The 25,468-nt window shown below is 59.6% G+C and carries 34 protein-coding genes; 33 read left to right on the forward strand and 1 reads right to left on the reverse strand.

Features of this window, described 5'->3' with window-relative positions; translation table 11 throughout:
- Nucleotides 1–34: 34 nt before the first annotated feature.
- The gene (gene rpoC, locus RG540_RS06405; protein WP_038585833.1) at nucleotides 35–4,243 is read left to right on the forward strand and encodes a DNA-directed RNA polymerase subunit beta'; all 4,209 of its coding nucleotides are present in this window, start codon (nucleotides 35–37) and stop codon (nucleotides 4,241–4,243) included.
- Nucleotides 4,244–4,464: 221 nt separating this feature from the next.
- Here rpoC and RG540_RS06410 read toward each other — a convergent pair whose 3' ends face one another.
- A complete protein-coding gene (locus tag RG540_RS06410) occupies nucleotides 4,465–4,758 on the reverse strand; it encodes a hypothetical protein (RefSeq protein WP_038549049.1) in 294 nt (97 codons plus the stop codon).
- Between the two features lie 485 nt (nucleotides 4,759–5,243).
- On the opposite strand from RG540_RS06410, the gene rpsL reads away from it, so the two are divergent.
- From rpsL to RG540_RS06570, 32 genes are all read left to right on the forward strand, one after another.
- Nucleotides 5,244–5,615, forward strand: coding sequence for a 30S ribosomal protein S12 (gene rpsL, locus RG540_RS06415; RefSeq protein ID WP_003547537.1), 372 nt, complete (start codon nucleotides 5,244–5,246; stop codon nucleotides 5,613–5,615).
- 78 nt (nucleotides 5,616–5,693) lie between these two features.
- A complete protein-coding gene (gene rpsG / locus RG540_RS06420) occupies nucleotides 5,694–6,164 on the forward strand; it encodes a 30S ribosomal protein S7 (RefSeq protein ID WP_038585836.1) in 471 nt (156 codons plus the stop codon).
- Nucleotides 6,165–6,197: 33 nt separating this feature from the next.
- Nucleotides 6,198–8,297, forward strand: coding sequence for an elongation factor G (gene fusA / locus RG540_RS06425; protein WP_038585838.1), 2,100 nt, complete (start codon nucleotides 6,198–6,200; stop codon nucleotides 8,295–8,297).
- A gap of 68 nt (nucleotides 8,298–8,365) precedes the next feature.
- Nucleotides 8,366–9,541, forward strand: a complete 1,176-nt coding sequence (tuf, locus tag RG540_RS06430) for an elongation factor Tu (protein ID WP_038585819.1) — start codon at nucleotides 8,366–8,368, stop codon at nucleotides 9,539–9,541.
- 265 nt (nucleotides 9,542–9,806) lie between these two features.
- A complete protein-coding gene (gene rpsJ, locus RG540_RS06435) occupies nucleotides 9,807–10,115 on the forward strand; it encodes a 30S ribosomal protein S10 (protein ID WP_003547547.1) in 309 nt (102 codons plus the stop codon).
- Between the two features lie 37 nt (nucleotides 10,116–10,152).
- Nucleotides 10,153–10,794 (forward strand): 50S ribosomal protein L3, encoded by a 642-nt coding sequence (gene rplC, locus RG540_RS06440; protein ID WP_037084734.1) that lies wholly within the window; start codon nucleotides 10,153–10,155, stop codon nucleotides 10,792–10,794.
- Between the two features lie 13 nt (nucleotides 10,795–10,807).
- On the forward strand, nucleotides 10,808–11,428 hold the full coding sequence (gene rplD, locus RG540_RS06445; RefSeq protein WP_037084733.1) for a 50S ribosomal protein L4: 621 nt from the start codon (nucleotides 10,808–10,810) through the stop codon (nucleotides 11,426–11,428).
- The gene (locus tag RG540_RS06450; RefSeq protein ID WP_007761057.1) at nucleotides 11,425–11,718 is read left to right on the forward strand and encodes a 50S ribosomal protein L23; all 294 of its coding nucleotides are present in this window, start codon (nucleotides 11,425–11,427) and stop codon (nucleotides 11,716–11,718) included. The genes rplD and RG540_RS06450 overlap by 4 nt, the downstream gene beginning before the upstream one ends.
- Before the next feature lie 11 nt (nucleotides 11,719–11,729).
- Nucleotides 11,730–12,566, forward strand: coding sequence for a 50S ribosomal protein L2 (gene rplB, locus RG540_RS06455; protein WP_037084730.1), 837 nt, complete (start codon nucleotides 11,730–11,732; stop codon nucleotides 12,564–12,566).
- Between the two features lie 15 nt (nucleotides 12,567–12,581).
- Nucleotides 12,582–12,860 carry a 30S ribosomal protein S19 gene (rpsS, locus tag RG540_RS06460; RefSeq protein ID WP_007770151.1) on the forward strand — a complete coding sequence of 93 codons (279 nt, stop codon included), beginning with the start codon at nucleotides 12,582–12,584 and terminating at the stop codon, nucleotides 12,858–12,860.
- A 2-nt stretch (nucleotides 12,861–12,862) separates the two neighbouring features.
- Complete coding sequence (rplV, locus tag RG540_RS06465; protein WP_007770149.1) at nucleotides 12,863–13,252, forward strand: 50S ribosomal protein L22; 390 nt, start codon at nucleotides 12,863–12,865, stop codon at nucleotides 13,250–13,252.
- Nucleotides 13,252–13,992 carry a 30S ribosomal protein S3 gene (rpsC, locus tag RG540_RS06470; RefSeq protein ID WP_007770147.1) on the forward strand — a complete coding sequence of 247 codons (741 nt, stop codon included), beginning with the start codon at nucleotides 13,252–13,254 and terminating at the stop codon, nucleotides 13,990–13,992. The genes rplV and rpsC overlap by 1 nt, the downstream gene beginning before the upstream one ends.
- A gap of 38 nt (nucleotides 13,993–14,030) precedes the next feature.
- Complete coding sequence (rplP, locus tag RG540_RS06475) at nucleotides 14,031–14,444, forward strand: 50S ribosomal protein L16 (protein WP_007770145.1); 414 nt, start codon at nucleotides 14,031–14,033, stop codon at nucleotides 14,442–14,444.
- Nucleotides 14,445–14,456: 12 nt separating this feature from the next.
- A complete protein-coding gene (rpmC, locus tag RG540_RS06480) occupies nucleotides 14,457–14,657 on the forward strand; it encodes a 50S ribosomal protein L29 (protein ID WP_007770142.1) in 201 nt (66 codons plus the stop codon).
- Between the two features lie 11 nt (nucleotides 14,658–14,668).
- Complete coding sequence (gene rpsQ / locus RG540_RS06485) at nucleotides 14,669–14,905, forward strand: 30S ribosomal protein S17 (protein WP_038585841.1); 237 nt, start codon at nucleotides 14,669–14,671, stop codon at nucleotides 14,903–14,905.
- A 234-nt stretch (nucleotides 14,906–15,139) separates the two neighbouring features.
- Complete coding sequence (rplN, locus tag RG540_RS06490; RefSeq protein ID WP_007770138.1) at nucleotides 15,140–15,508, forward strand: 50S ribosomal protein L14; 369 nt, start codon at nucleotides 15,140–15,142, stop codon at nucleotides 15,506–15,508.
- 12 nt (nucleotides 15,509–15,520) lie between these two features.
- Complete coding sequence (gene rplX / locus RG540_RS06495; RefSeq protein ID WP_038585844.1) at nucleotides 15,521–15,829, forward strand: 50S ribosomal protein L24; 309 nt, start codon at nucleotides 15,521–15,523, stop codon at nucleotides 15,827–15,829.
- A complete protein-coding gene (gene rplE / locus RG540_RS06500) occupies nucleotides 15,822–16,379 on the forward strand; it encodes a 50S ribosomal protein L5 (RefSeq protein ID WP_038585847.1) in 558 nt (185 codons plus the stop codon). Before rplX ends, rplE begins: the two co-directional genes overlap by 8 nt.
- Before the next feature lie 33 nt (nucleotides 16,380–16,412).
- Nucleotides 16,413–16,718, forward strand: coding sequence for a 30S ribosomal protein S14 (gene rpsN, locus RG540_RS06505; RefSeq protein ID WP_007770129.1), 306 nt, complete (start codon nucleotides 16,413–16,415; stop codon nucleotides 16,716–16,718).
- A 12-nt stretch (nucleotides 16,719–16,730) separates the two neighbouring features.
- Nucleotides 16,731–17,129 carry a 30S ribosomal protein S8 gene (rpsH, locus tag RG540_RS06510; RefSeq protein WP_038542158.1) on the forward strand — a complete coding sequence of 133 codons (399 nt, stop codon included), beginning with the start codon at nucleotides 16,731–16,733 and terminating at the stop codon, nucleotides 17,127–17,129.
- Nucleotides 17,130–17,172: 43 nt separating this feature from the next.
- Nucleotides 17,173–17,706: a 50S ribosomal protein L6 gene (gene rplF / locus RG540_RS06515; protein WP_038585850.1), complete on the forward strand. Its 534-nt coding sequence runs from the start codon at nucleotides 17,173–17,175 to the stop codon at nucleotides 17,704–17,706.
- A gap of 12 nt (nucleotides 17,707–17,718) precedes the next feature.
- Nucleotides 17,719–18,081: a 50S ribosomal protein L18 gene (gene rplR / locus RG540_RS06520; RefSeq protein WP_024164298.1), complete on the forward strand. Its 363-nt coding sequence runs from the start codon at nucleotides 17,719–17,721 to the stop codon at nucleotides 18,079–18,081.
- A gap of 150 nt (nucleotides 18,082–18,231) precedes the next feature.
- Nucleotides 18,232–18,801: a 30S ribosomal protein S5 gene (gene rpsE, locus RG540_RS06525; RefSeq protein WP_038542164.1), complete on the forward strand. Its 570-nt coding sequence runs from the start codon at nucleotides 18,232–18,234 to the stop codon at nucleotides 18,799–18,801.
- An 11-nt stretch (nucleotides 18,802–18,812) separates the two neighbouring features.
- On the forward strand, nucleotides 18,813–19,025 hold the full coding sequence (gene rpmD, locus RG540_RS06530; RefSeq protein ID WP_038585854.1) for a 50S ribosomal protein L30: 213 nt from the start codon (nucleotides 18,813–18,815) through the stop codon (nucleotides 19,023–19,025).
- A gap of 16 nt (nucleotides 19,026–19,041) precedes the next feature.
- A complete protein-coding gene (gene rplO, locus RG540_RS06535) occupies nucleotides 19,042–19,521 on the forward strand; it encodes a 50S ribosomal protein L15 (RefSeq protein WP_038542167.1) in 480 nt (159 codons plus the stop codon).
- A gap of 240 nt (nucleotides 19,522–19,761) precedes the next feature.
- Nucleotides 19,762–21,102 (forward strand): preprotein translocase subunit SecY, encoded by a 1,341-nt coding sequence (secY, locus tag RG540_RS06540; protein WP_038542171.1) that lies wholly within the window; start codon nucleotides 19,762–19,764, stop codon nucleotides 21,100–21,102.
- Nucleotides 21,099–21,749, forward strand: a complete 651-nt coding sequence (locus RG540_RS06545) for an adenylate kinase (RefSeq protein ID WP_038542174.1) — start codon at nucleotides 21,099–21,101, stop codon at nucleotides 21,747–21,749. The genes secY and RG540_RS06545 overlap by 4 nt, the downstream gene beginning before the upstream one ends.
- Before the next feature lie 238 nt (nucleotides 21,750–21,987).
- Nucleotides 21,988–22,356, forward strand: a complete 369-nt coding sequence (gene rpsM / locus RG540_RS06550) for a 30S ribosomal protein S13 (RefSeq protein WP_038585857.1) — start codon at nucleotides 21,988–21,990, stop codon at nucleotides 22,354–22,356.
- A gap of 122 nt (nucleotides 22,357–22,478) precedes the next feature.
- The gene (gene rpsK, locus RG540_RS06555) at nucleotides 22,479–22,868 is read left to right on the forward strand and encodes a 30S ribosomal protein S11 (RefSeq protein WP_007766864.1); all 390 of its coding nucleotides are present in this window, start codon (nucleotides 22,479–22,481) and stop codon (nucleotides 22,866–22,868) included.
- Between the two features lie 182 nt (nucleotides 22,869–23,050).
- Nucleotides 23,051–24,061 carry a DNA-directed RNA polymerase subunit alpha gene (locus RG540_RS06560; protein WP_038542179.1) on the forward strand — a complete coding sequence of 337 codons (1,011 nt, stop codon included), beginning with the start codon at nucleotides 23,051–23,053 and terminating at the stop codon, nucleotides 24,059–24,061.
- 135 nt (nucleotides 24,062–24,196) lie between these two features.
- On the forward strand, nucleotides 24,197–24,622 hold the full coding sequence (gene rplQ, locus RG540_RS06565; protein WP_038585860.1) for a 50S ribosomal protein L17: 426 nt from the start codon (nucleotides 24,197–24,199) through the stop codon (nucleotides 24,620–24,622).
- Nucleotides 24,623–24,796: 174 nt separating this feature from the next.
- Nucleotides 24,797–25,378, forward strand: coding sequence for a DoxX family protein (locus tag RG540_RS06570; RefSeq protein WP_038585863.1), 582 nt, complete (start codon nucleotides 24,797–24,799; stop codon nucleotides 25,376–25,378).
- Nucleotides 25,379–25,468 lie beyond the last annotated feature (90 nt).

The raw sequence follows: 25,468 nt of genomic DNA on the forward strand, positions 1-25,468 counted from the left end.
CAGCCGAGGGCTTCCGCCCCTAAAGGAGATAGGCATGAACCAAGAGGTCATGAATCTTTTCAATCCGCAGGTGCCTGCACAGCACTTCGATTCGATCCGTATCTCGATCGCGTCTCCGGAGAAGATTCTCTCCTGGTCCTACGGCGAGATCAAAAAGCCGGAGACCATCAACTACCGTACCTTCAAGCCGGAACGCGACGGCCTTTTCTGCGCGCGCATCTTCGGGCCGATCAAGGACTATGAGTGCCTGTGCGGCAAGTACAAGCGCATGAAGTACAAGGGCATCATCTGCGAAAAGTGCGGCGTCGAAGTCACGCTGTCGCGCGTTCGCCGGGAGCGCATGGGCCATATCGAGCTCGCCGCTCCCGTCGCCCATATCTGGTTCCTGAAGTCGCTTCCGTCGCGCATCTCGACCCTTCTCGACATGACGCTGAAGGATGTCGAGCGCGTTCTGTATTTCGAGAACTACATCGTCACTGAGCCAGGCCTCACCTCGCTCAAGGAAAACCAGCTTCTTTCCGAAGAAGAATACATGATCGCCGTCGACGAGTTCGGCGAAGATCAGTTCACGGCGATGATCGGCGCCGAGGCCATCTACGAGATGCTGGCCTCGATGAATCTCGAAAAGATCGCCGGCGACCTGCGTTCGGAACTTGCCGACACCACGTCGGATCTGAAGCAGAAGAAGCTGATGAAGCGCCTGAAGATCGTCGAGAACTTCATGGAATCGGGCAACCGTCCGGAATGGATGATCATGAAGGTCGTCCCGGTCATCCCGCCGGACCTGCGCCCGCTGGTTCCGCTCGATGGCGGCCGCTTTGCGACCTCGGACCTCAACGATCTCTATCGTCGCGTCATCAACCGTAACAACCGTCTGAAGCGCCTGATCGAACTGCGCGCTCCGGGCATCATCATCCGCAACGAAAAGCGCATGCTGCAGGAATCTGTGGACGCGCTGTTCGACAACGGCCGTCGTGGCCGCGTCATCACCGGCGCCAACAAGCGTCCGCTGAAGTCGCTGTCCGATATGCTCAAGGGCAAGCAGGGCCGCTTCCGCCAGAACCTTCTCGGCAAGCGCGTCGACTATTCCGGCCGTTCGGTCATCGTGACCGGTCCGGAACTAAAACTGCACCAGTGCGGCCTGCCGAAGAAGATGGCGCTCGAACTGTTCAAGCCGTTCATCTACGCACGTCTCGACGCCAAGGGTTACTCCTCGACCGTCAAGCAGGCCAAGAAGCTGGTTGAAAAGGAAAAGCCGGAAGTCTGGGATATCCTCGACGAGGTCATCCGCGAGCATCCGGTCCTCCTGAACCGCGCACCGACGCTGCACCGCCTGGGCATCCAGGCCTTCGAACCGATCCTGGTCGAAGGCAAGGCGATCCAGCTGCATCCGCTCGTCTGCACGGCCTTCAACGCCGACTTCGACGGTGACCAGATGGCCGTTCACGTGCCGCTGTCGCTCGAAGCTCAGCTCGAAGCCCGCGTGCTGATGATGTCGACGAACAACATCCTGCACCCTGCAAATGGCGCACCGATCATCGTTCCGTCGCAGGACATGGTTCTCGGCCTCTACTATCTGGCGATCATGAACCAGAACGAGCCGGGCGAAGGCATGGCCTTCTCCGACATGGGCGAACTGCACCACGCTCTGGAAAACAAGGTCGTCACCCTGCATGCCAAGATCCGCGGTCGCTTCAAGACCCTGGATGCCGACGGCAAGCTGGTCTCGAAGATCTATGAAACGACCCCCGGCCGCATGATCATCGGCGAACTTCTGCCGAAGAACGTCAATGTGCCGTTCGAGACCTGCAACCAGGAAATGACCAAGAAGAACATCTCCAAGATGATCGACACGGTCTACCGTCACTGCGGCCAGAAGGACACGGTGATCTTCTGCGACCGCATCATGCAGCTCGGCTTCACGCACGCCTGCAAGGCCGGCATCTCCTTCGGCAAGGATGACATGATCATCCCGGAAACCAAGGCGAAGATCGTCGGTGATACCGAGACCCTGGTGAAGGAATACGAGCAGCAGTACAACGACGGCCTGATCACTCAGGGCGAAAAGTACAACAAGGTCGTCGACGCCTGGGGCAAGGCTACCGAAAAGGTTGCGGAAGACATGATGGCCCGCATTAAGGCTGTCGAGTTCGATCCGGAAACCGGTCGCCAGAAGCAGATGAACGCCATCTACATGATGTCCCACTCGGGTGCCCGTGGTTCTCCGAACCAGATGCGCCAGCTGGGCGGCATGCGCGGCCTGATGGCCAAGCCCTCGGGCGAAATCATCGAAACGCCGATCATCTCGAACTTCAAGGAAGGCCTGACCGTTAACGAGTACTTCAACTCGACCCACGGTGCCCGTAAGGGTCTCGCAGACACCGCCCTGAAGACCGCGAACTCCGGTTACCTGACCCGTCGTCTCGTCGACGTGGCGCAGGACTGCATCGTCAACCTGGTCGATTGCGGCACCGAAAGCGGCCTCACCATGACGGCGATCGTTGACGCCGGTCAGGTCGTGGCCTCCATCGGCGTGCGTGTTCTTGGCCGTACCGCGCTCGACGATATCGATCACCCGGTCACGGGTGCCCGCATCGTCGATGCCGGCAAGATGATCCTCGAGCCGGATGTCATCGAGATCGAAAAGGCTGGTATCCAGTCGATCCGCATCCGTTCGGCACTGACCTGCGAAGTTCAGACGGGCGTCTGCTCGGTCTGCTACGGCCGAGATCTGGCCCGTGGTACTCCGGTCAACATGGGCGAAGCCGTCGGCGTCATCGCGGCTCAGTCGATCGGCGAGCCGGGAACCCAGCTCACCATGCGTACCTTCCACTTGGGCGGTACGGCAAACGTGGTCGACCAGTCGTTCCTGGAAGCGTCGTACGAAGGCACGATCCAGATCAAGAACCGCAACATGCTGCGGAACTCCGAAGGCGTTCTCGTCGCGATGGGCCGCAACATGGCGGTCACCATCCTTGACGAGCGCGGCGTCGAGCGTTCCTCGCAGCGCGTCGCTTACGGTTCGAAGCTGTTCGTGGACGACGGCGACAAGGTTCGTCGCGGTCAGCGTCTGGCAGAGTGGGACCCCTATACGCGCCCGATGATGACGGAAGTGGAAGGTACGGTTCAGTTCGAAGACGTGGTCGACTCGATCTCGGTTTCGGAATCCACCGACGAATCCACCGGCATCACCAAGCGTCAGGTCATTGACTGGCGTTCGACGCCACGCGGCATCGACCTGAAGCCGGCGATCATCATCAAGGACGCTTCGGGCAGCATCATGAAACTGGCCCGCGGCGGCGAAGCCCGCTTCAACCTGTCGGTCGACGCCATCCTGTCGGTCGAGCCGGGTCAGAAGGTCAGCCAGGGCGACGTTCTCGCCCGCGTGCCGCTGGAAAGCGCCAAGACCAAGGACATCACCGGTGGTCTGCCGCGCGTCGCCGAGCTCTTTGAAGCCCGTCGTCCGAAGGATCATGCCATCATCGCTGAGATCGATGGTACGATCCGCCTCGGCCGCGACTACAAGAACAAGCGTCGCGTCATGATCGAGCCGGCGGAAGACGGTGTCGAGCCGGTCGAGTACCTGATCCCGAAGGGCAAGCCCTTCCATCTTCAGGAAGGCGACTACATCGAAAAGGGCGACTACATCCTCGACGGCAATCCTGCGCCGCACGACATCCTGGCGATCAAGGGCGTGGAAGCACTCGCTTCCTACCTCGTCAACGAAATCCAGGAAGTCTACCGGCTGCAGGGCGTTGTCATCAACGACAAGCACATCGAGGTGATTGTCCGTCAGATGCTGCAGAAGGTCGAGATCACCGATGCCGGCGACAGCCAGTATATCGTCGGTGACAATGTCGACCGGATCGAACTGGACGAAGCCAACGAGCGTCTTGCCGAAGAAGGCAAGAAGCCCGCTTACGGCGAACCGGTTCTGCTCGGCATCACCAAGGCGTCGCTGCAGACCCCGTCCTTCATCTCGGCCGCTTCCTTCCAGGAAACGACCAAGGTGCTGACGGAAGCTGCGATCGCCGGCAAGACCGACACGCTGCAGGGCCTCAAGGAAAACGTCATCGTCGGCCGTCTCATCCCGGCCGGTACGGGCGGCACCATGACCCAGATCCGCCGTATCGCCACGTCGCGCGACGAGCTCATCCTGGAAGAACGCAAGAAGGGTTCTGGCGCTTCGTCCGCCACCCCGATGCTTCAGGACCTGAACACCGAGAACACGCCCGCGGAGTGATCGGTAACGGCCGATTGGAAATCAAAACCGCCCGGAGCGATCCGGGCGGTTTTTTCGTTTCGGGCCACGGGACAGGGCATCAAAAAAGCCGCCGGAACTGTCCGACGGCTTGGTGCATGCTTTGGCGAAACGTGGACGCGTCGCCACTGGTGAGGGTAAGGAGAGACAACTTCCGCCGGCCTGAGGAGGCGAGGGCAGCCAGGCCTCTTTGGAGATCGGGGCTACTCGAACCGGATGATCGCCACTTCGCCTTCGAGGGCGCCCTGGTAGGCGGAGGCATGCGGCTCCTCGGTCGGTTCGTCGGTCAGGATGCCGATCTGGTCGAGGTCGGCCTCGATGAAGCCTTCTTCGGAGAGCGCGTTGAGCGCTTCGCGGACGGCGGAATCGTCGTCCGGCGCGCGCAGCATGATATGCAGCTCGATGCCCTCGGCGCCTTTCTTTTCGTAGCCCTTGCCGATGATGATGAAGACCATCGGCCCGTCGAGGTTGTTGTCATTGTCGGGTGTGGCGATCATGGTCATCTCCGCAAGCGAATCCCTAGTATCGTCCGAAGACGAGGCGGAACGGAAGGTTCCCGCACTCTTTAGTGCGATCGGCGATGATTCCCAAACATTATCCGCGAGGGCATGTCATATTTCACGAAACTTGTCTCGAAACCCTCCATTTGGCCCCGAAACCAAGGGTTTGGGGCAATAATTTAGGATTCGGTCTTGACGGGCAGGGGGGAAAACAGTAAACGCCCCGCATCGGAAGCGATGTGAGGCTTGCCCGTTCGGAACGACTCGTTCCGGAGTACGCCTCAGACACGGTTCCATACGCACGTTGAAGACACGAATGCTGCACGCACGACGCATGAGGAATGCGTCCTCTGCTTTCTGTGGTCCATCCGCGAAAAGCGGATCGGGCCACGTTTTGCGCATGAGGAAATGTGTGTGCCGCCGCCGGAAACGGCATCAGATCGGCCCGAAAGGGTACTGAGAAAAACGTAAGGGATGGTTGAATGCCTACCGTAAACCAGCTGATCCGCAAGCCTCGCCAGGCGAACGTAAAGCGTAACAAGGTTCCTGCTCTGCAGGAAAACCCCCAGAAGCGCGGCGTTTGCACCCGCGTTTACACGACGACCCCGAAGAAGCCGAACTCGGCTCTGCGTAAGGTTGCCAAGATTCGTCTGACCAACGGCTTCGAAGTCATCGGCTACATCCCGGGTGAAGGCCACAACCTGCAGGAACACTCCGTCGTGATGATCCGCGGCGGCCGCGTCAAGGACTTGCCGGGCGTTCGCTACCACATCATCCGCGGCGTTCTCGACACCCAGGGCGTCAAGAACCGCAAGCAGCGCCGTTCCAAGTACGGTGCGAAGCGTCCGAAGTAATTCGGAATTCTGATTATCCGGCGCTGCGCGAGGTTCTCCGCGTGGTAAAGCGCCCGTAACAATTGAGAGACGAGAAGTATGTCCCGACGCCATAGTGCAGAGAAGCGTGAGATCAATCCGGACCCGAAGTTCGGCGATCTGGTCGTCACGAAGTTCATGAATGCGATCATGCTCCACGGCAAGAAGTCCGTAGCTGAAAACATCGTTTACGGCGCGTTCGACGTCGTGCAGGGCAAGGCCAAGGTTGACCCGCTGGGTATCTTCCATTCGGCGCTCGACAATGTCGCGCCGCATGTCGAAGTTCGTTCGCGCCGCGTTGGTGGTGCGACCTACCAGGTTCCGGTCGACGTTCGTCCCGAGCGCCGTCAGGCTCTCGCGATCCGTTGGGTGATCGCTGCCGCCCGCAAGCGCAACGAAACGACGATGGTCGATCGCCTTTCCGGTGAACTCATGGATGCCGCAAACAATCGTGGCAGCGCCGTCAAGAAGCGTGAAGACACGCACAAGATGGCCGACGCCAACCGCGCATTCTCGCATTACCGTTGGTAATCTTCACTCGATCGAATTTCGAAAGGCAGTCCTATGGCTCGCGAATATAAAATCGAAGACTACCGCAATTTCGGTATCATGGCGCATATCGACGCCGGCAAGACCACGACCACCGAGCGTATCCTTTATTACACCGGCAAGTCGCACAAGATCGGCGAAGTTCACGACGGCGCAGCCACGATGGACTGGATGGAGCAGGAGCAGGAGCGTGGCATCACGATCACCTCTGCTGCGACCACGACCTTCTGGAAGGGCCGCGACGGCAAGATGCGCCGCTTCAACATCATCGACACCCCCGGCCACGTCGACTTCACCATCGAAGTCGAACGTTCGCTGCGCGTGCTCGACGGTGCTGTTGCTCTGCTCGACGCCAATGCCGGCGTTGAGCCGCAGACGGAAACTGTCTGGCGTCAGGCCGACAAATACAAGGTTCCGCGCCTGATCTTCTGCAACAAGATGGACAAGACCGGCGCCGATTTCTATCGCTCGGTCGAGATGATCAAGACGCGCCTCGGCGCGACTGCGGTTGTCTGCCAGTTGCCGATCGGTGCTGAAACCGAATTCAAGGGCATCGTCGATCTGATCGAGATGAACGCTCTCGTCTGGCGCGATGAATCGCTCGGCGCCCAGTGGGACGTCGTCGAAATCCCGGAAGACCTGAAGGCTCGTGCCGAAGAATTCCGCGAAAAGATGATCGAGACGGTTGTCGACATCGACGAAGAAGCCATGGAAAACTATCTGAACGGCGTCATGCCGGACAACGATAAGATCCGTGCGCTCATCCGTCGCGGCACGATCGACGTCAAGTTCTTCCCGATGTTCTGCGGCTCTGCCTTCAAGAACAAGGGCGTTCAGCCTCTCCTCGACGCCGTCGTCGAATTCCTGCCGTCGCCGGCAGACATTCCGGCCATCAAGGGCATCGACGTCAAGACCGAAGCCGAAATCGACCGTCATCCCGATGACACCGAGCCGCTTTCGATGCTGGCGTTCAAGATCATGAACGACCCCTTCGTCGGTTCGCTGACCTTCTGCCGTATCTATTCGGGCAAGCTCGAAAAGGGCGCTGCTCTGTTGAACACGGTCAAGGAAAAGCGCGAGCGCGTCGGCCGCATGCTGCAGATGCACTCGAACTCCCGTGAAGATATCGAAGAAGCCTTCGCCGGCGACATCGTCGCTCTCGCAGGTCTCAAGGAAACCACCACGGGCGACACGCTCTGCGATCCGCTGAAGCCGGTCATCCTCGAGCGCATGGAATTCCCCGAGCCGGTCATCCAGATCGCCATCGAGCCGAAGTCCAAGGGCGACCAGGAAAAGATGGGCCTCGCGCTCAACCGCCTGGCTGCCGAAGATCCGTCCTTCCGCGTGAAGACCGACGAAGAGTCCGGCCAGACGATCATCGCCGGCATGGGTGAACTTCACCTCGACATCCTCGTCGACCGCATGCGTCGCGAGTTCAAGGTCGAAGCCACCGTCGGTGCTCCGCAGGTTGCTTATCGCGAAACCATCACGCGCAAGCACGAAGAAGATTACACACACAAGAAGCAGTCCGGTGGTACCGGCCAGTTCGCGCGCGTCAAGATCGTCTTCGAACCGAACCCGGACGGCGACGATTTCAAGTTCGAGTCCAAGATCGTCGGCGGATCTGTTCCGAAGGAATACATCCCGGGCGTCCAGAAGGGCATCGAAAGCGTTCTGTCTTCCGGTCCGTTGGCTGGCTTCCCGATGCTGGGCGTTAAGGCGACGCTCATCGACGGTGCCTACCATGACGTCGACTCCTCGGTTCTGGCATTCGAAATCGCGTCTCGCGCCTGCTTCCGTGAAGCGTCGAAGAAGGCCGGTGCCCAGCTCCTCGAGCCGATGATGAAGGTCGAAGTCGTCACTCCGGAAGATTACGTCGGTGACGTTATCGGTGACCTGAACTCCCGTCGTGGCCAGATCCAGGGCCAGGAATCGCGCGGCATCGCCGTCGTGATCAACGCCCATGTGCCGCTCGCGAACATGTTCAAGTACGTCGACAACCTGCGCTCCATGTCCCAGGGCCGCGCGCAGTATTCGATGACCTTCGATCACTACGCACCGGTTCCGACCAACGTCGCAAACGAAATCCAGGCTAAGTACTCCGGTCAGAAGTGACCGGGGTAACCCCGCCCAATCAAATTAGAGAATAACCCCTGACGGGGATAAGAACGGAGAAGCCGGAAATGGCAAAGAGCAAGTTTGAGCGCAACAAGCCGCACGTCAACATTGGCACGATCGGTCACGTTGACCATGGCAAGACGTCGCTGACGGCCGCGATCACGAAGTACTTCGGCGAGTACAAGGCCTATGACCAGATCGACGCGGCTCCTGAAGAAAAGGCACGCGGCATCACCATTTCGACGGCGCACGTCGAATATGAGACGACTGCCCGCCACTATGCGCACGTCGACTGCCCCGGCCACGCCGACTATGTGAAGAACATGATCACCGGTGCGGCGCAGATGGACGGCGCGATCCTGGTTTGCTCGGCTGCCGATGGCCCGATGCCGCAGACCCGCGAGCACATCCTGCTCGCCCGTCAGGTCGGCGTTCCGGCAATCGTGGTGTTCCTGAACAAGGTTGACCAGGTCGACGACGCCGAGCTTCTCGAGCTCGTCGAACTGGAAGTGCGCGAACTTCTGTCGTCCTACGACTTCCCGGGCGACGACATTCCGATCATCAAGGGTTCGGCGCTGGCCGCTCTTGAAGATTCGGACAAGAAGATCGGCGAAGATTCGATCCGCGAACTGATGGCCGCTGTCGACGCCTACATCCCGACGCCTGAGCGTCCGATCAACCTGCCGTTCCTGCTGCCGATCGAAGACGTGTTCTCGATCTCGGGCCGTGGTACGGTCGTGACCGGCCGCGTCGAGCGTGGCATCGTCAAGGTTGGCGAAGAAGTCGAGATCGTCGGCATCCGCGCCACCACCAAGACGACGGTGACCGGCGTTGAAATGTTCCGCAAGCTGCTCGACCAGGGTCAGGCCGGCGACAATATCGGCGCTCTGATCCGTGGCGTCCAGCGTGACGGCGTCGAGCGTGGCCAGATCCTGTGCAAGCCGGGTTCGGTCAAGCCGCACACGGTGTTCATGGCAGAAGCCTATATCCTGACGAAGGAAGAAGGCGGTCGTCATACGCCGTTCTTCACCAACTACCGTCCGCAGTTCTACTTCCGCACGACGGACGTGACGGGCATCGTCGAACTTCCGGAAGGCACGGAAATGGTCATGCCTGGCGACAACGTGACCGTTAAGGTGACGCTGATCAACCCGATCGCGATGGAAGAAAAGCTGCGCTTCGCGATCCGCGAAGGCGGCCGCACCGTCGGCGCCGGCATCGTCGCTTCGATCGTCGAGTAAGTTTTAACGCAGGCGGCCTTGGCCGCTTGCGTATGACACAAAAATGTAGCAAATGGCGCGCGAGCGTGATTTGCCCTCTGCTTCGGGTTCGAGGCAGGCAATGAACAGACAAGGTGGGCCGAAGGCCCGAAGACTGGAAAGGGACGCCGTATCCTCGGTGTCCCCTTCGATCTTTGAAACCGGTGGTCCGCCTTGAGGTAAGAGAGAACAACCCGTGCCCTATTGGGTTGGCACGTGGATAAACAGACAACAAGGATAACGTCGAATGAACGGCCAAAATATCCGCATTCGCCTGAAGGCGTTCGATCACCGCATTCTCGACGCGTCGACGCGCGAGATCGTGTCGACGGCGAAGCGCACCGGCGCAAGCGTCCGGGGCCCCGTTCCGCTTCCGACCCGCATCGAGAAGTTTACGGTTAACAGGTCCCCCCACATCGACAAGAAGAGCCGCGAGCAGTTCGAGATGCGCACGCATAAGCGCCTTCTCGATATCGTTGACCCGACGCCACAGACGGTGGACGCGCTGATGAAGCTCGACCTCGCCGCTGGTGTCGATGTTGAGATCAAGCTCTGAGACTTCTGTCTCGGGCTGAGTGAGAAGGATTGAACCGATGCGTTCAGGTGTAATTGCACAGAAGGTGGGAATGACGCGCGTCTACAACGACGCAGGCGAGCATGTCCCTGTAACCGTATTGCGGTTGGAAAACTGCCAGGTCGTGGCTCAGCGCACCGTAGACAAGAATGGCTACACTGCCGTTCAGCTGGGTGCCGGCACTGCCAAGGTGAAGAACACGACCAAGGCGCTGCGCGGCCATTTCGCCGTTGCCGAAGTCGAACCAAAGGCGAAGCTCGTCGAGTTTCGCGTTTCCGAAGACAATCTGATCGACGTCGGCACCGAGCTGACGGCAGGTCACTTCACGGCGGGTCAGCTGGTGGACGTCACCGGTACCTCGATCGGTAAGGGTTTCGCCGGCGCCATGAAGCGCCATAACTTCGGTGGTCTCCGCGCCACGCACGGTGTGTCCGTTTCGCACCGTTCGCATGGTTCGACTGGTAACAACCAGGATCCAGGCAAGGTCTGGAAGGGCAAGCGCATGGCTGGTCACATGGGCCAGACGCGTATCACCACCCAGAACCTCGAAGTCGTTTCCACCGACGAGAACCGTGGCCTGATCCTCGTCAAGGGTGCCGTTCCTGGCTCCAAGGGCGCTTGGATCGTCGTTCGCGATGCCGTCAAGTCGGCCGCGAAGTAAGGGAGCCAAGCACATGGAATTTAACGTCAAGACCCTCGAGGGAAAAGACGCCGGCAAGGTAGCCCTGTCGGACGAGATTTTCGGCCTCGACCCCCGCGAAGACATTCTGGCCCGCATGGTTCGTTGGCAGCTCGCCAAGAAGCAGCAGGGCACGCACAAGACCAAGGGTCGTGCTGAAGTCTCCCGCACCGGCGCCAAGATGTACAAGCAGAAGGGTACGGGCCGCGCTCGTCACCATTCGGCTCGCGCTCCGCAGTTCCGCGGCGGCGGCAAGGCTCACGGCCCGGTCGTTCGCAGCCACGAGCATGACCTTCCGAAGAAGGTTCGTGCGCTGGCTCTCCGTCACGCCCTCTCTGCAAAGATGAAGGCTGAAGACATCATCATCGTCGACAACCTGGTTGCCGCCGAAGCAAAGACCAAGGCGCTTGCCGGTTCGTTCGCTTCGCTCGGCCTCACCAACGTGTTGTTCATCGGCGGCGTTGAGCTCGACAGCAACTTCAAGCTCGCAGCCCAGAACATCCCGAACGTCGATGTTCTGCCGGTTCAGGGCATCAATGTTTACGACATCCTGCGTCGCGGCAAGCTGGTGCTTTCCAAGGCCGCGGTGGAAGCTCTAGAGGAGCGTTTCAAGTGACCGACATCCGCCACTATGATGTGATCGTATCTCCCTCGATCACCGAAAAGTCGACGCTGGTATCCGAACAGAACCAGGTCGTCTTCAACGTTGCCAAGACTGCTTCCAAGCCGGAAATCAAGGCTGCCGTAGAGGCGCTTTTCGGTGTGAAGGTCACGGCCGTCAACACGCTTGTCCGTAAGGGCAAGGTGAAGCGGTTCCGCGGCTTCATCGGCAAGCAGAAGGACGTCAAGAAGGCTGTCGTCACCCTGGCCGAAGGTCAGACGATCGACGTCTCCACCGGTCTCTGAGGTATAAGATAATGGCATTGAAAAGCTACAACCCGACGACCCCGAGCCAGCGTCAGCTGGTCATCGTCGACCGGTCCGGCCTCTGGAAGGGTAAGCCCGTCAAGAAGCTCACCGAGGGTCTCTCCAAGAGCGGCGGTCGCAACAACTACGGCCGCATCACCGCCCGCTTTATCGGCGGCGGTCACAAGCGTACCTATCGCCTGATCGACTTCAAGCGTCGCAAGTTCGACGTCGAAGGCACGGTCGAGCGTCTGGAATACGACCCGAACCGTACGGCCTTCATCGCTCTCGTCACCTATACCGACGGTGAGCAGGCCTACATCCTGGCTCCGCAGCGTCTTGCTGCCGGCGACAAGGTGATCGCGTCCGAAAAGGCCGTCGACGTAAAGCCCGGCAACACCATGCCGCTGCAGTACATCCCGGTCGGCTCGATCGTTCACAACGTCGAAATGAAGCCGGGCAAGGGTGGCCAGATGGCTCGCTCCGCCGGCACCTACGTTCAGCTCGTCGGCCGCGATGCCGGCATGGCGATCCTGCGCCTGAACTCCGGCGAACAGCGCCTCGTACCGGGCTCCTGCCTGGCTTCGATCGGTGCCGTTTCCAATCCGGATCACGGCAACATCAACGACGGCAAGGCCGGTCGTACCGTCTGGCGCGGCAAGCGTCCGCATAACCGCGGCGTCGTCATGAACCCGGTCGACCATCCGCACGGCGGTGGTGAAGGCCGCACCTCGGGTGGCCGTCATCCGGTCAGCCCCTGGGGCAAGCCGACCAAGGGCAAGCGCACACGTTCGAACAAGTCCACGGACAAGTTCATCATGCGTTCGCGCCACCAGCGCAAGAAGTAAGAGAGGAAGTCACTAATGGCTCGTTCAGTATGGAAAGGTCCGTTTGTTGACGGCTATCTTCTCAAGAAGGCTGAGAAGGTGCGCGAAGGCGGACGGAGTGAAGTAATCAAGATGTGGACCCGCAGGTCCACCATCCTGCCGCAGTTCGTTGGCTTGACGTTCGGCGTCTACAACGGCAGCAAGCACATTCCGGTCAGCGTCAACGAAGACATGGTCGGACACAAGTTCGGTGAATTCGCTCCCACCCGTACCTATTACGGTCACGGCGCGGACAAGAAGGCGAAGAGGAAGTAATCATGGCGAAGGCTAAGACCGAACGCCGGCTGAAGGATAACGAGGCGCAGGCAGTTGCGCGTACGCTCCGCGTCAGCCCCCAGAAGCTGAACCTCGTTGCCGCCATGATCCGCGGCAAGAAGGTAGAACGCGCGCTTGCAGAACTCGAATTCTCGCGCAAGCGCATCGCCGGCACCGTGAAGAAGACCCTCGAGTCTGCAATCGCCAATGCCGAAAACAACCATGACCTCGACGTCGACGCGTTGATCGTATCGGAAGCCTATGTAGGCAAGTCGATCGTGATGAAGCGCTTCCACGCTCGCGGCCGCGGCCGTGCATCGCGGATCGAGAAGCCTTTCTCGCATCTGACGATCGTCGTCCGCGAAGTCGAGGAAAAAGGGGAGGCTGCATAATGGGCCAGAAAATTAATCCGATCGGTTTCCGCCTCGGCATTAACCGCACCTGGGACAGCCGTTGGTTCGCCGACAACGCGGAATACGGTCAGCTCCTCCATGAGGACCTGAAGATCCGCGCCTATCTGATGTCGGAGCTGAAGCAGGCCGGTATCGCCAAGGTGGTCATCGAGCGTCCGCACAAGAAGTGCCGCGTCACGATCCACTCGGCTCGCCCGGGTCTGATCATCGGCAAGAAGGGCGCTGACATCGAGAAGCTTCGCAAGAAGATCGCGACGATGACCAATTCGGAAACGCATCTCAACATCGTTGAAGTGCGCAAGCCGGAAATCGACTCGACGCTCGTCGCCCAGTCGATCGCCCAGCAGCTCGAGCGCCGCGTGGCTTTCCGCCGTGCGATGAAGCGTGCCGTTCAGTCGGCTATGCGTCTCGGCGCAGAAGGCATCAAGATCACCTGCGCCGGCCGTCTCGGCGGTGCTGAAATCGCCCGTACCGAATGGTACCGCGAAGGTCGTGTTCCGCTTCATACGCTGCGTGCAGACATCGACTACGGTACGGCTGAAGCCGAAACCGCATTCGGTATCTGCGGCATCAAGGTCTGGATCTTCAAGGGCGAAATCCTTGAGCACGATCCGATGGCTTCTGAACGTCGCGCCATGGAAGGCGATGCACAGGGTCCCGCAAGCCGCGAACGCGGCGATCGTGGTGACCGTGGTGATCGCCGCCGCGAAAACGCTTGATCAACGCTGGCGAAAGATAAGCTCGGAGAAGTAAGAAAATGTTGCAGCCAAAGCGTACCAAGTACCGCAAGCAGTTCAAGGGTCGCATCAAGGGTGTGGCCAAGGGCGGCTTCGACCTGGCCTTCGGTGAATTTGGTCTGAAGTCCCAGGAACCCAACCGCGTCAACGCCCGCGAGATCGAAGCGGCCCGCCGCGCGATCACCCGCGCGATGAAGCGCGCCGGCCGTGTCTGGATCCGCGTGTTCCCGGACGTTCCGGTCACCGCAAAGCCGACCGAAGTCCGCATGGGTAAGGGTAAGGGCGGCGTCGAATACTGGGCCTGCAAGGTCAAGCCCGGCCGCATGATGTTCGAGATCGACGGTGTTTCCGAGGAGCTCGCCCGCGAGGCGCTTCGTCTCGGTGCAGCCAAGCTCTCGGTCAAGACGCGCTTCGTACAGCGCATCGCAGAGTAAGGAGCAAGGCACATGAAAGCCGAAGACGTTCGCGGCCTCACGGCCGACCAGCTCAAGGACAAGCTCGCCGACCTGAAGAAGGAGCAGTTCAACCTGCGCTTCCAGAAGGCCACCGGTCAGCTCGAGAAGTCCTCGCGCATCACCGAAGTTCGCAAGGACATCGCCCGCGTGAAAACCATTGCCCGCCAGAAGGCGGCAGAAGCCAAGGCCTAAGGAAAAATAATATGCCGAAACGCATTCTGCAGGGCGTCGTAGTTTCCGACAAGAACGAGAAGACCGTTGTTGTCCGGGTCGAGCGCCGCTTCGCGCATCCGCTGCTTCAGAAGACGGTCCGCCGTTCCAAGAAGTACAAGGCGCATGACGAGAACAACCAGTACAAGGTAGGTGACGTCGTTTCCATCGAGGAATGCGCGCCGATCTCCAAGGACAAGACCTGGACGGTCATTTCCGCCCAGGCTTAATTTGCTTCGGATCCGCGTCTGGGCCTTGCGCCCGGCGCAGAATCCTGTAAGAAGCACCCCACTGGCGCAGGACGCTCGGAAACGAGCGTTCTTTTGCTTTGAGCGCAGGGAAGGTCCTTTTAAGGAAACCACCTTGGCAAGACCCACCCGCGCACAATGAGATTCTGTCCATAAGCCGAAACGGGGCGTCTTTGACGCCCGGTCGTTTCGGTCATTAGAAAAAGGCGACCTGACATGATTCAGATGCAAACAAACCTCGACGTGGCGGATAATTCCGGCGCACGTCGTGTCATGTGCATCAAGGTGCTGGGCGGCTCCAAGCGCAAGTACGCTTCCATCGGCGACATCATTGTCGTTTCGATCAAGGAAGCCATCCCGCGCGGCCGCGTCAAGAAGGGTGACGTGATGAAGGCGGTTGTTGTGCGTACCGCCAAGGACATCCGTCGTCCGGACGGCAGCGTCATCCGCTTCGACAACAACGCAGCGGTCCTCATCGACAACAAGAAAGAGCCGATCGGCACCCGTATCTTCGGACCGGTTCCGCGCGAACTTCGCGCCAAGAACCATATGAAGATCATCTCGCTGGCTCCGGAAGTACTGTAAGGAGCTCATGCGATGAACAAGATCAAGAAGGGCGACAGCGTCGTCGTACTCGCCGGCAAGGACAAGGGTCGCTCCGGCGAAGTCCTTCAGGTTATGCCGAAGGAAGACCGCGCCGTCGTGCGTGGCATCAACATGGTGAAGCGCCACCAGCGTCAGTCTCAGACGCAGGAAGCCGGCATCATCAACAAGGAAGCGTCCATTCACCTGTCGAACATCGCGATCGTCGCGAAAGACGGCAAGCCGACCCGCGTTGGCTTCTCCGTCGTCGACGGCAAGAAGGTGCGTGTAGCCAAGCGTACGGGAGATGTGATCGATGGCTGAGGCAAAATATGAGCCGCGGCTCAAGGTGGAATACAATTCCCGTATCCGCGCCGCGCTGAAGGAGCAGTTCTCCTTCGCAAACGACATGATGATCCCCAAGCTGGACAAGATCGTCATCAACATGGGTGTTGGCGAAGCGACGGCTGACTCGAAGAAGCCTTCCGTGGCTGCTGCCGACCTGGCCGCTATCGCAGGCCAGAAGCCGATCATCACCAAGGCACGGAATTCCATCGCGGGCTTCAAGGTTCGCGAATTCATGCCGATCGGTGCCAAGGTCACGCTTCGCGGCGCCCGCATGTACGAATTCCTGGACCGTCTGATCAACATCGCGCTCCCGCGCGTTCGCGACTTTCGTGGCCTGAACCCGAAAAGCTTTGACGGCCGTGGCAACTTCGCCATGGGCATCAAGGAACACATTGTGTTCCCAGAGATCAACTACGACAAGGTTGATCAGATGTGGGGCATGGACATCATCGTTTGCACGACGGCTACCAAGGACGACGAAGCACGGGCTCTCTTGAAAGAGTTCAACTTCCCGTTCCGCCAGTAACCGTAACGACGAGCGTTTAGAAGGAACTCCCATATGGCGAAAACCAGCGCAGTTGAAAAGAACAAGCGCCGCCGCAAGACAGTTGCCAACCAGGCCGCCAAGCGTGCGACCCTGAAGGCAACCATCATGAACCAGGAACTTTCGATCGAAGAACGGTTCAAGGCAACTCTGAAGCTCGCTTCTCTGCCGCGCGATGGCTCGAAGACGCGTATCCGCAACCGTTGCGAAGTCACCGGTCGCCCGCGCGCTTTCTATCGCAAGCTCAGGATGTCGCGTATCGCGCTTCGTGAGCTCGGCAATCTCGGCAAGGTGCCGGGCATCGTCAAGTCGAGCTGGTAAGGAGATCGTTAGATGACCATGACTGATCCCTTGGGCGATATGCTCACCCGTATCCGCAACGGCGCAGCCCGCCGCAAGTCGACCGTTTCCACGCCTGCTTCCAAGCTGCGTGCACGCGTTCTCGACGTCCTGCAGGCTGAAGGCTATATCCGCGGTTATTCGGAAATCGACTTCGGTAACGGCAAGGCCGAGATCGAAATCGAACTCAAGTACTACGAAGGCGCGTCGGTGATCCGTGAGATCGGCCGCGTGTCCAAGCCGGGCCGCCGGGTCTATGTCTCGGTAAAGTCCATTCCGCAGGTCGCGAACGGCCTCGGCATCACCATCCTTTCGACTCCGAAGGGCGTGATGGCCGATCACCAGGCTCGCGAACAGAACGTTGGTGGCGAGGTTCTCTGCTCTGTCTTCTAAGACAGGGTAGGGGAACTCCATAGCGAACAGACAGGATTGAAACATGTCTCGTATCGGTAAGAAGCCCGTTCAGGTTCCTGCAGGGATCACGGCCACTGTTGATGGCCAGAAAGTGACTGCCAAGGGCCCGAAGGGTGAGCTTTTCTTCGTCGCAAACGACGAAATCAAGCTGGAACTCGAAAACAATGCTGTCTCGGTGACCCCGGTCAACGACAGCAAGGATGCTCGTTCGAAGTGGGGCATGTCCCGCACGATGATCGAAAACATCTTCAAGGGTGTGAAGGACGGTTTCGAGCGCAAGCTTGAAATCAACGGCGTTGGTTACCGCGCATCTCTGCAGGGCAAGAACCTGCAGCTGGCTCTCGGTTTTTCCCACGACGTGGTCTATCAGACCCCGGAAGGCATCACCATTGCCGTGCCGAAGCCGACGGAAATCATCGTCACCGGCATTAATAAGCAGCAGGTCGGTCAGGTTGCCGCGGAGATCCGTGAATACCGCGGTCCAGAGCCTTACAAGGGCAAAGGCGTCAAGTACGCTGAGGAACGGATCGTCCGCAAGGAAGGCAAGAAGAAGTAAGGACGACGGATCATGGCTACCAGAAAAGAAGCACTCACCAAGCGTGCGAGCCGTGTTCGCCGCCAGATCAAGAAGGTCGCAAATGGCCGTCCGCGTCTATCGGTTCACCGTTCGTCCAAGAACATCTATGTCCAGGTCATCGATGACGTGGCCGGCCGCACGCTTGCTGCCGCCTCCACCCTCGATGCTGGTCTGCGCACGTCGCTGAAGACCGGTGCTGACGTTGCGGCTGCTGCCGCTGTCGGCAAGCTGGTTGCAGAACGCGCCACCAAGGCCGGCGTGACGGAAGTCGTGTTCGACCGCGGCGCCTTCATCTACCACGGCCGCATCAAGGCCCTGGCCGAAGCTGCCCGCGAAGGCGGCCTGAGCTTCTAAGAATTTTTGCCCGCATCCCTGAAATAGGGGAGGCGGGCGAAATGCGGTTCGCCGCACTCATAGTCGTTCCATCCTAGTCCTTCATGGGCAGGGGATGGTTGGCTCCCGGAAATTGCCCATTGCACCCGGAAAAGAAAAAGGAAAAGAACAATGGCACAAGAAAGAAGAGGCCAGCGCGAAGATCGCCAGAGCCGCGAAGAGCGCGATAGCGAATTCGTCGACAAGCTGGTCGCGATCAACCGCGTCGCCAAGGTCGTCAAGGGCGGCCGTCGTTTTGGTTTCGCAGCTCTCGTCGTCGTCGGCGACCAGAAGGGCCGCGTCGGCTTCGGCCATGGCAAGGCACGCGAAGTGCCGGAAGCCATCCGCAAGGCGACCGAAAGCGCAAAGCGCGATCTGATCTTCGTTCCGCTGCGTGATGGCCGTACGCTGCATCACGATGTCAACGGCCGTCACGGCGCCGGCAAGGTTCTGCTGCGCTCGGCCAAGGCTGGTACCGGCATCATCGCCGGCGGTCCGATGCGCGCCGTATTCGAAACGCTCGGCGTCCATGACGTCGTCGCCAAGTCGACCGGTTCGTCGAACCCGTACAACATGGTTCGCGCAACGTTCGACGCCCTGAAGCATCAGGTGCATCCGAAGGACGTAGCAGCTCAGCGCGGCATCAAGTATGCAACGCTGCAGACTCGCCGCGCCGCTTCCGGCAATGCGCAGGAAGAATAAGGAGAGCGATAATGGCCAAGAAAGCCACTCAGGCAGAAGCCAACAAGACGGTTACGGTCGAGCAGACCGGTAGCCCCATCCGCCGCCCGGCCGTACAGCGTCAGACGCTGATCGGTCTCGGCCTCAACAAGATGCACCGGACCCGTACGTTGGAAGATACTCCTTCCGTTCGTGGCATGATCCGGGCTGTCCAGCATCTCGTTCGCGTCGTCGACGAGAAGTGAGACGGAGGAATTGACCATGAAACTGAATGAGATCAAGGACAACGAAGGCTCTTCCAAGGACCGTATCCGCGTAGGTCGCGGTATCGGTTCGGGCAAGGGCAAGACCGGCGGTCGCGGCGTGAAGGGTCAGAAGGCCCGTTCCGGCGTGGCGATCAAGGGCTTCGAAGGCGGCCAGATGCCGATCTATCGTCGCCTGCCGAAGCGCGGCTTCACCAACATCTTCAAGACTGACTACGCCGTCGTTTCGCTCGGCCGTATCCAGACCGCGATTGATGCCAAGAAGCTCGACCCGAAGGCAACGATCGATGCGGCTGCCCTCAAGGCTGCCGGCGTCATCCGTCGCCCCAAGGACGGCGTTCGCCTCCTCGCCGACGGCGAGCTGACGACCAAGGTTTCGATCGAAGTCGCCGGCGCCTCCAAGGCTGCCGTCGAAAAGATCGAGAAGGCTGGCGCTTCGATCAAGCTGCTCGTCGTAGCCGAAGCCGCAGCCGAATAAATCGTTTAGAAATCGCCCGGTTTGTGCTTCACACCGGGCGATTTTATCTCCATATGTGAGCCTCACGATCCCGAAGCGATCCTGTTGGTCGCCTGACCGGGATCATACGGAAAACAGGGTGAGGCATCCGATTGCATTGGCAATCTCGCGCGCCCGGTTTTTGTGAACCTGAATTTTTAGACTGCTTTCCGGACCTGGCATTTCCCCCGCCGCCGGAGAATTGGTCGGGCGGAGAATTGCATGGCTTCTGCAGCGGAACAACTTGCCTCCAATCTGAATTTTGCGACCTTCGCCAAGGCGGAGGATCTCAAGAAGCGGCTTTGGTTCACCCTTGCGGCACTTCTCGTGTATCGCCTCGGCACCCATATCCCGCTTCCGGGCTTGAACCCCGAAGCCTATGCGCAGGCCTTCCGCGGCCAGGCCGGCGGCATCCTCGGACTTTTCAACATGTTTTCGGGCGGTGCAGTGGAGCGCATGGCGATCTTCGCGCTCGGCATCATGCCCTATATTTCCGCATCGATCATTGTGCAGCTGATGACCTCGGTCGTCCCTTCGCTTGAAAACCTCAAGAAGGAAGGCGAAGCCGGCCGCAAGATCATCAACCAGTATACACGCTACGGAACGGTGCTGCTCGGCACGCTGCAGGCCTATGGCATCGCGGCCGGCCTCGAAAGCGGCCAGGGCCTGGTGGTCGATCCGGGCTGGTTCTTCAAGCTTTCGACGGTCGTGACGCTGCTCGGCGGCACCATGTTTCTGATGTGGCTCGGTGAGCAGATCACCTCGCGCGGCATCGGTAACGGCATTTCGCTGATCATCTTTTCCGGCATTGCCGCCGGCCTGCCGACGGCGCTTGCCGGCACGCTGGAGCTTGGCCGCACCGGCGCGCTGCCGACCGCACTGATTCTCACCGTGCTGGTCGTCGCCATCGGCGTTATCGCGCTAATCGTCTTCGTCGAACGCGCCCAGCGCCGCCTGCTAATCCAGTATCCGAAGCGCCAGGTCGGTAACCGCATGTTCCAGGGCGATACGTCGCACCTGCCGCTGAAGCTCAATACTTCTGGCGTCATCCCGGCGATCTTCGCCTCGTCGCTGCTGCTTCTGCCGGCGACTGCCGCGGGCTTTGCCGGCAATTCCGGTCTGCCGGGCTGGGCGACGATGATCATCTCGGCGCTCGGCCACGGCCAGCCGCTGTTCATGCTGTTCTACGGCCTGCTGATCGCCTTCTTTGCCTTCTTCTACACGGCGATCGTCTTCAATCCGAAGGACACCGCCGATAATCTGAAAAAGCATGGCGGCTTCATTCCGGGCATCCGTCCTGGCGAGCGCACCGCCGAATACATCGATTACGTGCTGACCCGGATCACGGTCATCGGCGCGGTCTACCTTGTCTTCGTCTGCATCCTGCCGGAATTCCTGGTGGCCCGCACCGGCGTGCCATTAGCCCTTGGTGGGACTTCGCTTTTGATTGTTGTCAGTGTAACCCTCGATACGGTAGCACAGATTCAGGGGCACCTCATTGCGCAGCAGTATGAGGGTCTGATCAAGAAGTCGAAACTGCGCGGAGGAAAGAGGGGACGATGAGATTGATTCTTTTAGGGCCGCCGGGTGCGGGGAAGGGGACCCAGGCCCAGCGGATCGTGGAGAAGCACGGTATCCCGCAGCTCTCCACGGGCGACATGCTGCGTGCGGCGGTGGCCGCCGAGACGGAAGTCGGCAAGCGCGCCAAGGCCGTCATGGACGCCGGCAACCTTGTCTCCGACGAAATCGTCAATGCGATAGTTTCCGAGCGTATAGACCAGCCCGACTGCGCCAATGGCTTCATCCTGGATGGCTTCCCCCGCACGCTTGTGCAGGCGGACGCGACCGAGGCGATGCTGAAGGCCAAGGGTCTCGATCTTTCGGTCGTCATCGAACTGCGTGTCGACGACAAGGAACTCGTGCGTCGCGTCTCCGGCCGTTATTCCTGCGCCCAGTGTGGCACGGTCTATCACGACACGGACAAGAAGCCGTCCCAGGAAGGCGTCTGCGACAAATGCGGTTCGACGCATTTCAAGCGCCGTCCGGACGACAATGCCGAGACCATGACCAAGCGCCTCGAGGTCTACTACAAGGAAACCTCGCCGCTGATCGGTTATTACCATGCCAAGGGCAAACTCAAGGCTGTCGACGGCATGGCGGACATGGACAAAGTCACGTCCGATATCGAAAATATCCTGGCGGCTCTTTGAGCCGTCATCGATCTGTTAAAGAATCTTGGGCGGAGCGGTTGCATTTCAGCACTGATTCCGTTAAACACCGCGCCAACTCGCGACAGCTTTAGCGATCGGCGCGGATTTCCCGCAAGGACATCCGAGACCGGTCGTTTGACCTGTTCCGTATGGTGTTTGAACTGGCAGCCATAAATCTGGCTGCTTTCATGGAAGAAGTACCACTTGCCGGATGGCAACTGGAACAAGGAGAATAGGCGTGGCACGTATCGCTGGCGTCAACATCCCGACTGCGAAGCGCGTTGTCATCGCGCTGACCTACATTCACGGGATCGGCCCGAAATTCGCATCGGAAATCATGGAGAAGGTCGGTCTTCCGGCTGAAAAGCGCGTCCATCAGTTGACGGACTCGGAAATCCTTCAGATCCGCGAAACCATCGACCGCGATTACCAGGTCGAAGGTGACCTTCGTCGCGAAACCTCGATGAACATCAAGCGTCTGATGGACCTCGGCTGCTACCGCGGTCTGCGTCATCGCCGTGGCCTCCCGGTCCGCGGTCAGCGCACGCACACCAATGCCCGCACCCGCAAGGGTCCGGCAAAGGCGATCGCTGGTAAGAAGAAGTAATTTTGGGTGAGCGGTGATTGGTGGGTAGTGATCTGATCCTGCCCACTAATGACTAACGACTGCTCACTCCAAGGTGGAGCCGCTGGAATTACGGCGGTGCAGAGATCAACGAAAGGGATAAAATGGCCAAGGAAGCCACCCGCGTCCGTAGACGCGAGCGTAAAAATATCACGTCGGGTGTTGCCCACGTCAATTCTACCTTCAACAACACGATGATCACCATCACCGACGCGCAGGGCAATGCAATTGCCTGGTCGTCCGCTGGTGCGAAGGGCTTCAAGGGTTCGCGCAAGTCGACTCCGTTCGCCGCTCAGATCGCTGCCGAAGACTGCGCCAAGAAGGCTCAGGAGCATGGCATGAAGTCGCTCGAAGTCGAAGTCTGCGGTCCGGGTTCCGGCCGTGAATCGGCTCTGCGCGCTCTGCAGGCTGCCGGCTTCATGATCACCTCGATTCGCGACGTGACCCCGATCCCGCACAACGGCTGCCGCCCGCGCAAGAAGCGCCGCGTCTGATCGTCGGAAAGCGAAGGGGCTACCGGCGGGTGGGCCTCTGTCTGAACTCGGGAATAGCCGCCTGACCCTCCCCGGAGGTTCGGCGGCTTTACCCATATCGCCGATGGACATCGTTTCGATCGGTGCTCCTCATGCTCGGTTGCCACGATTGGATGGTGGCAACGAACGGAAGGTATTTAGTGATGATCCAGAAGAACTGGCAGGAACTGATCAAGCCGAACAAGGTGGAATTCTCCTCCTCCGGCCGTACCAAGGTGACCCTGGTTGCCGAACCTCTCGAGCGCGGCTTCGGCCTGACGCTCGGCAACGCGCTTCGTCGCGTGCTTTTGTCGTCTCTGCGCGGTGCGGCTGTGACCGCCGTGCAGATCGACGGCGTATTGCATGAGTTCTCCTCGATCCCGGGCGTCCGGGAAGATGTGACGGACATCGTGCTCAACATCAAGGAAATCGCCATCAAGATGGATGGCGACGACGCAAAGCGCATGGTCGTGCGCAAGCAGGGCCCGGGCTCGGTAACCGCCGGCGACATCCAGACGGTTGGCGATATCGAGATCCTCAACCCGCACCATGTCATCTGCACCCTCGACGAGGGCGCCGAGATTCGCATGGAATTCACGGTCAACAACGGCAAGGGCTATGTTCCTGCCGATCGCAACCGTGCCGAAGATGCTCCGATCGGCTTGATCCCGGTCGACAGCCTCTATTCGCCGGTCAAGAAAGTGTCCTACAAGGTGGAAAACACCCGCGAAGGTCAGGTTCTCGACTACGACAAGCTGACCATGACCATCGACACCGATGGCTCGGTCACGGGTGAAGACGCCGTTGCCTTCGCTGCTCGCATCCTTCAGGACCAGCTCTCGGTCTTCGTCAACTTCGACGAACCGCAGAAGGACGTCGAAGAAGAGTCGGTTACCGAACTCGCGTTCAACCCGGCGCTTCTCAAGAAGGTGGACGAACTGGAACTTTCGGTCCGTTCGGCCAACTGCCTGAAGAACGACAACATCGTTTATATCGGCGACCTCATCCAGAAGACCGAGGCGGAAATGCTGCGCACTCCGAATTTCGGTCGCAAGTCGCTGAACGAGATCAAGGAAGTTCTGGCATCCATGGGCCTCCATCTGGGTATGGAAGTTCCTGCCTGGCCGCCGGAAAACATCGAAGATCTCGCCAAGCGTTACGAAGACCAGTACTGAAATCAACAAAGGCAGGTTTTGACTGCCTTTCCCCGTCAAACAGCGGGCCTCTGATCGAAAGAGATGAGTGCCCGTATGTGCCAGGAAACGGCAGGCCCGAAAACAGATGGGTACCTGCATTAAAGGAGAATAGCCATGCGCCACGGAGTAGCCGGCCGCAAGCTCAACCGTACCGCCAGCCACCGCAAGGCGATGTTCGCCAACATGGCGGCTTCGCTCATCACTCACGAGCAGATCGTCACGACCCTTCCGAAGGCGAAGGAAATCCGTCCGATCGTCGAAAAGCTCGTCACCCTCGGCAAGCGCGGCGACCTGCACGCTCGTCGTCAGGCGATCTCGCAGATCCAGGACCAGGACGCTGTCAAGAAGCTGTTCGACGCCATTGCTTCGCGTTACGCAACCCGCAACGGCGGTTACCTGCGTATCATGAAGGCTGGTTTCCGCCAGGGCGACAACGCTGCCATGGCCGTCATCGAGTTCGTTGAACGCGATGTCGATGCCAAGGGCGCAGCCGACAAGGCTCGTGTTGCCGCTGAAGCAGAAGCTGCCGAAGCCGCATAATTTTCCGCATCGTCGGAATTGAAAAAGCCGGGTGGAGACGCCCGGCTTTTTCGCGTTTCCGGCCAACTATGGTGGCGACCTCACCGAGCGATCGCATGGCTTGACCTGCGTCAAGAGCTTGCCCCGCCAAAGCGATAGGGTCTCGGCATTGAGACAAGATCGTGAGGTACGAAAATGGTTGAGCATGTAGTTTTTGAAAATGCGAAAGACGAACTCGTCATTCCCGCTTTGGCCCCTGTCTATGAAAAGCTGGCGCAGCCCATGGCCTGGAGCATATTCCGGCTGGCGGTTGGCGGCATGCTGGTAATCGAGGGATGGCCGAAGATCATCGCGCCGTTCGCGCAGGTAGGCTTCGTCGAAAATATCGGCATGTATCCGGGCTGGTTTTGGTCGCCCTTCCTGGCCGCTCTGCAATTCTTCGGCGGCGTGTTCATCGCGGCCGGCCTGTTCACCCGCCCCATTGCGCTCGCCAACGGCGTGATGCTGGCCATGACCCTCTGGTTCCACGTCACCCATCCCTATGGCGACGCTTTCCTGACCCCGGCCGGCATCGAGGCGCTGAAGGCCGGCGGCCAGCAGTTGTTCACGCCGCAGGCATTGGCGCGGCTGAAGGATGGCGGTCACGTCTTCCTGGAGCAGGTTCAGAGCAAGGCAGAACTGGCATCGCTGTTCTGGACCGGAGGCGCCTTCCTCTACGCAGCCTTTGGAGGAGGCTACCTGTCGCTCGACCGGCTGCTGTTCCGCAAGCAATTCTGAGTGGGCCTCAAAGACCTTGAACATGAAAGGAGCCGGATCGATGGATCCAGCTCCTTGCGTTGAGGGGCACCCGTTGAAGGCCGAGGCGCT

Origin of the sequence: Neorhizobium galegae bv. orientalis str. HAMBI 540, assembly GCF_000731315.1 — a bacterium.
Lineage (GTDB): Bacteria > Pseudomonadota > Alphaproteobacteria > Rhizobiales > Rhizobiaceae > Neorhizobium > Neorhizobium galegae.

What these genes read in the sequence shown, in the direction of transcription:
- rpoC (WP_038585833.1), top strand. Translation starts at nt 35, where the DNA reads ATGAACCAAGAGGTCATGAATCTTTTCAATCCGCAGGTGCCTGCACAG.
- RG540_RS06410 (WP_038549049.1), bottom strand. Translation starts at nt 4,758, where the DNA reads ATGATCGCCACACCCGACAATGACAACAACCTCGACGGGCCGATGGTC.
- rpsL (WP_003547537.1), top strand. Translation starts at nt 5,244, where the DNA reads ATGCCTACCGTAAACCAGCTGATCCGCAAGCCTCGCCAGGCGAACGTA.
- rpsG (WP_038585836.1), top strand. Translation starts at nt 5,694, where the DNA reads ATGTCCCGACGCCATAGTGCAGAGAAGCGTGAGATCAATCCGGACCCG.
- fusA (WP_038585838.1), top strand. Translation starts at nt 6,198, where the DNA reads ATGGCTCGCGAATATAAAATCGAAGACTACCGCAATTTCGGTATCATG.
- tuf (WP_038585819.1), top strand. Translation starts at nt 8,366, where the DNA reads ATGGCAAAGAGCAAGTTTGAGCGCAACAAGCCGCACGTCAACATTGGC.
- rpsJ (WP_003547547.1), top strand. Translation starts at nt 9,807, where the DNA reads ATGAACGGCCAAAATATCCGCATTCGCCTGAAGGCGTTCGATCACCGC.
- rplC (WP_037084734.1), top strand. Translation starts at nt 10,153, where the DNA reads ATGCGTTCAGGTGTAATTGCACAGAAGGTGGGAATGACGCGCGTCTAC.
- rplD (WP_037084733.1), top strand. Translation starts at nt 10,808, where the DNA reads ATGGAATTTAACGTCAAGACCCTCGAGGGAAAAGACGCCGGCAAGGTA.
- rplB (WP_037084730.1), top strand. Translation starts at nt 11,730, where the DNA reads ATGGCATTGAAAAGCTACAACCCGACGACCCCGAGCCAGCGTCAGCTG.
- rpsS (WP_007770151.1), top strand. Translation starts at nt 12,582, where the DNA reads ATGGCTCGTTCAGTATGGAAAGGTCCGTTTGTTGACGGCTATCTTCTC.
- rplV (WP_007770149.1), top strand. Translation starts at nt 12,863, where the DNA reads ATGGCGAAGGCTAAGACCGAACGCCGGCTGAAGGATAACGAGGCGCAG.
- rpsC (WP_007770147.1), top strand. Translation starts at nt 13,252, where the DNA reads ATGGGCCAGAAAATTAATCCGATCGGTTTCCGCCTCGGCATTAACCGC.
- rplP (WP_007770145.1), top strand. Translation starts at nt 14,031, where the DNA reads ATGTTGCAGCCAAAGCGTACCAAGTACCGCAAGCAGTTCAAGGGTCGC.
- rpmC (WP_007770142.1), top strand. Translation starts at nt 14,457, where the DNA reads ATGAAAGCCGAAGACGTTCGCGGCCTCACGGCCGACCAGCTCAAGGAC.
- rpsQ (WP_038585841.1), top strand. Translation starts at nt 14,669, where the DNA reads ATGCCGAAACGCATTCTGCAGGGCGTCGTAGTTTCCGACAAGAACGAG.
- rplN (WP_007770138.1), top strand. Translation starts at nt 15,140, where the DNA reads ATGATTCAGATGCAAACAAACCTCGACGTGGCGGATAATTCCGGCGCA.
- rplX (WP_038585844.1), top strand. Translation starts at nt 15,521, where the DNA reads ATGAACAAGATCAAGAAGGGCGACAGCGTCGTCGTACTCGCCGGCAAG.
- rplE (WP_038585847.1), top strand. Translation starts at nt 15,822, where the DNA reads ATGGCTGAGGCAAAATATGAGCCGCGGCTCAAGGTGGAATACAATTCC.
- rpsN (WP_007770129.1), top strand. Translation starts at nt 16,413, where the DNA reads ATGGCGAAAACCAGCGCAGTTGAAAAGAACAAGCGCCGCCGCAAGACA.
- rpsH (WP_038542158.1), top strand. Translation starts at nt 16,731, where the DNA reads ATGACCATGACTGATCCCTTGGGCGATATGCTCACCCGTATCCGCAAC.
- rplF (WP_038585850.1), top strand. Translation starts at nt 17,173, where the DNA reads ATGTCTCGTATCGGTAAGAAGCCCGTTCAGGTTCCTGCAGGGATCACG.
- rplR (WP_024164298.1), top strand. Translation starts at nt 17,719, where the DNA reads ATGGCTACCAGAAAAGAAGCACTCACCAAGCGTGCGAGCCGTGTTCGC.
- rpsE (WP_038542164.1), top strand. Translation starts at nt 18,232, where the DNA reads ATGGCACAAGAAAGAAGAGGCCAGCGCGAAGATCGCCAGAGCCGCGAA.
- rpmD (WP_038585854.1), top strand. Translation starts at nt 18,813, where the DNA reads ATGGCCAAGAAAGCCACTCAGGCAGAAGCCAACAAGACGGTTACGGTC.
- rplO (WP_038542167.1), top strand. Translation starts at nt 19,042, where the DNA reads ATGAAACTGAATGAGATCAAGGACAACGAAGGCTCTTCCAAGGACCGT.
- secY (WP_038542171.1), top strand. Translation starts at nt 19,762, where the DNA reads ATGGCTTCTGCAGCGGAACAACTTGCCTCCAATCTGAATTTTGCGACC.
- RG540_RS06545 (WP_038542174.1), top strand. Translation starts at nt 21,099, where the DNA reads ATGAGATTGATTCTTTTAGGGCCGCCGGGTGCGGGGAAGGGGACCCAG.
- rpsK (WP_007766864.1), top strand. Translation starts at nt 22,479, where the DNA reads ATGGCCAAGGAAGCCACCCGCGTCCGTAGACGCGAGCGTAAAAATATC.
- RG540_RS06560 (WP_038542179.1), top strand. Translation starts at nt 23,051, where the DNA reads ATGATCCAGAAGAACTGGCAGGAACTGATCAAGCCGAACAAGGTGGAA.
- rplQ (WP_038585860.1), top strand. Translation starts at nt 24,197, where the DNA reads ATGCGCCACGGAGTAGCCGGCCGCAAGCTCAACCGTACCGCCAGCCAC.
- RG540_RS06570 (WP_038585863.1), top strand. Translation starts at nt 24,797, where the DNA reads ATGGTTGAGCATGTAGTTTTTGAAAATGCGAAAGACGAACTCGTCATT.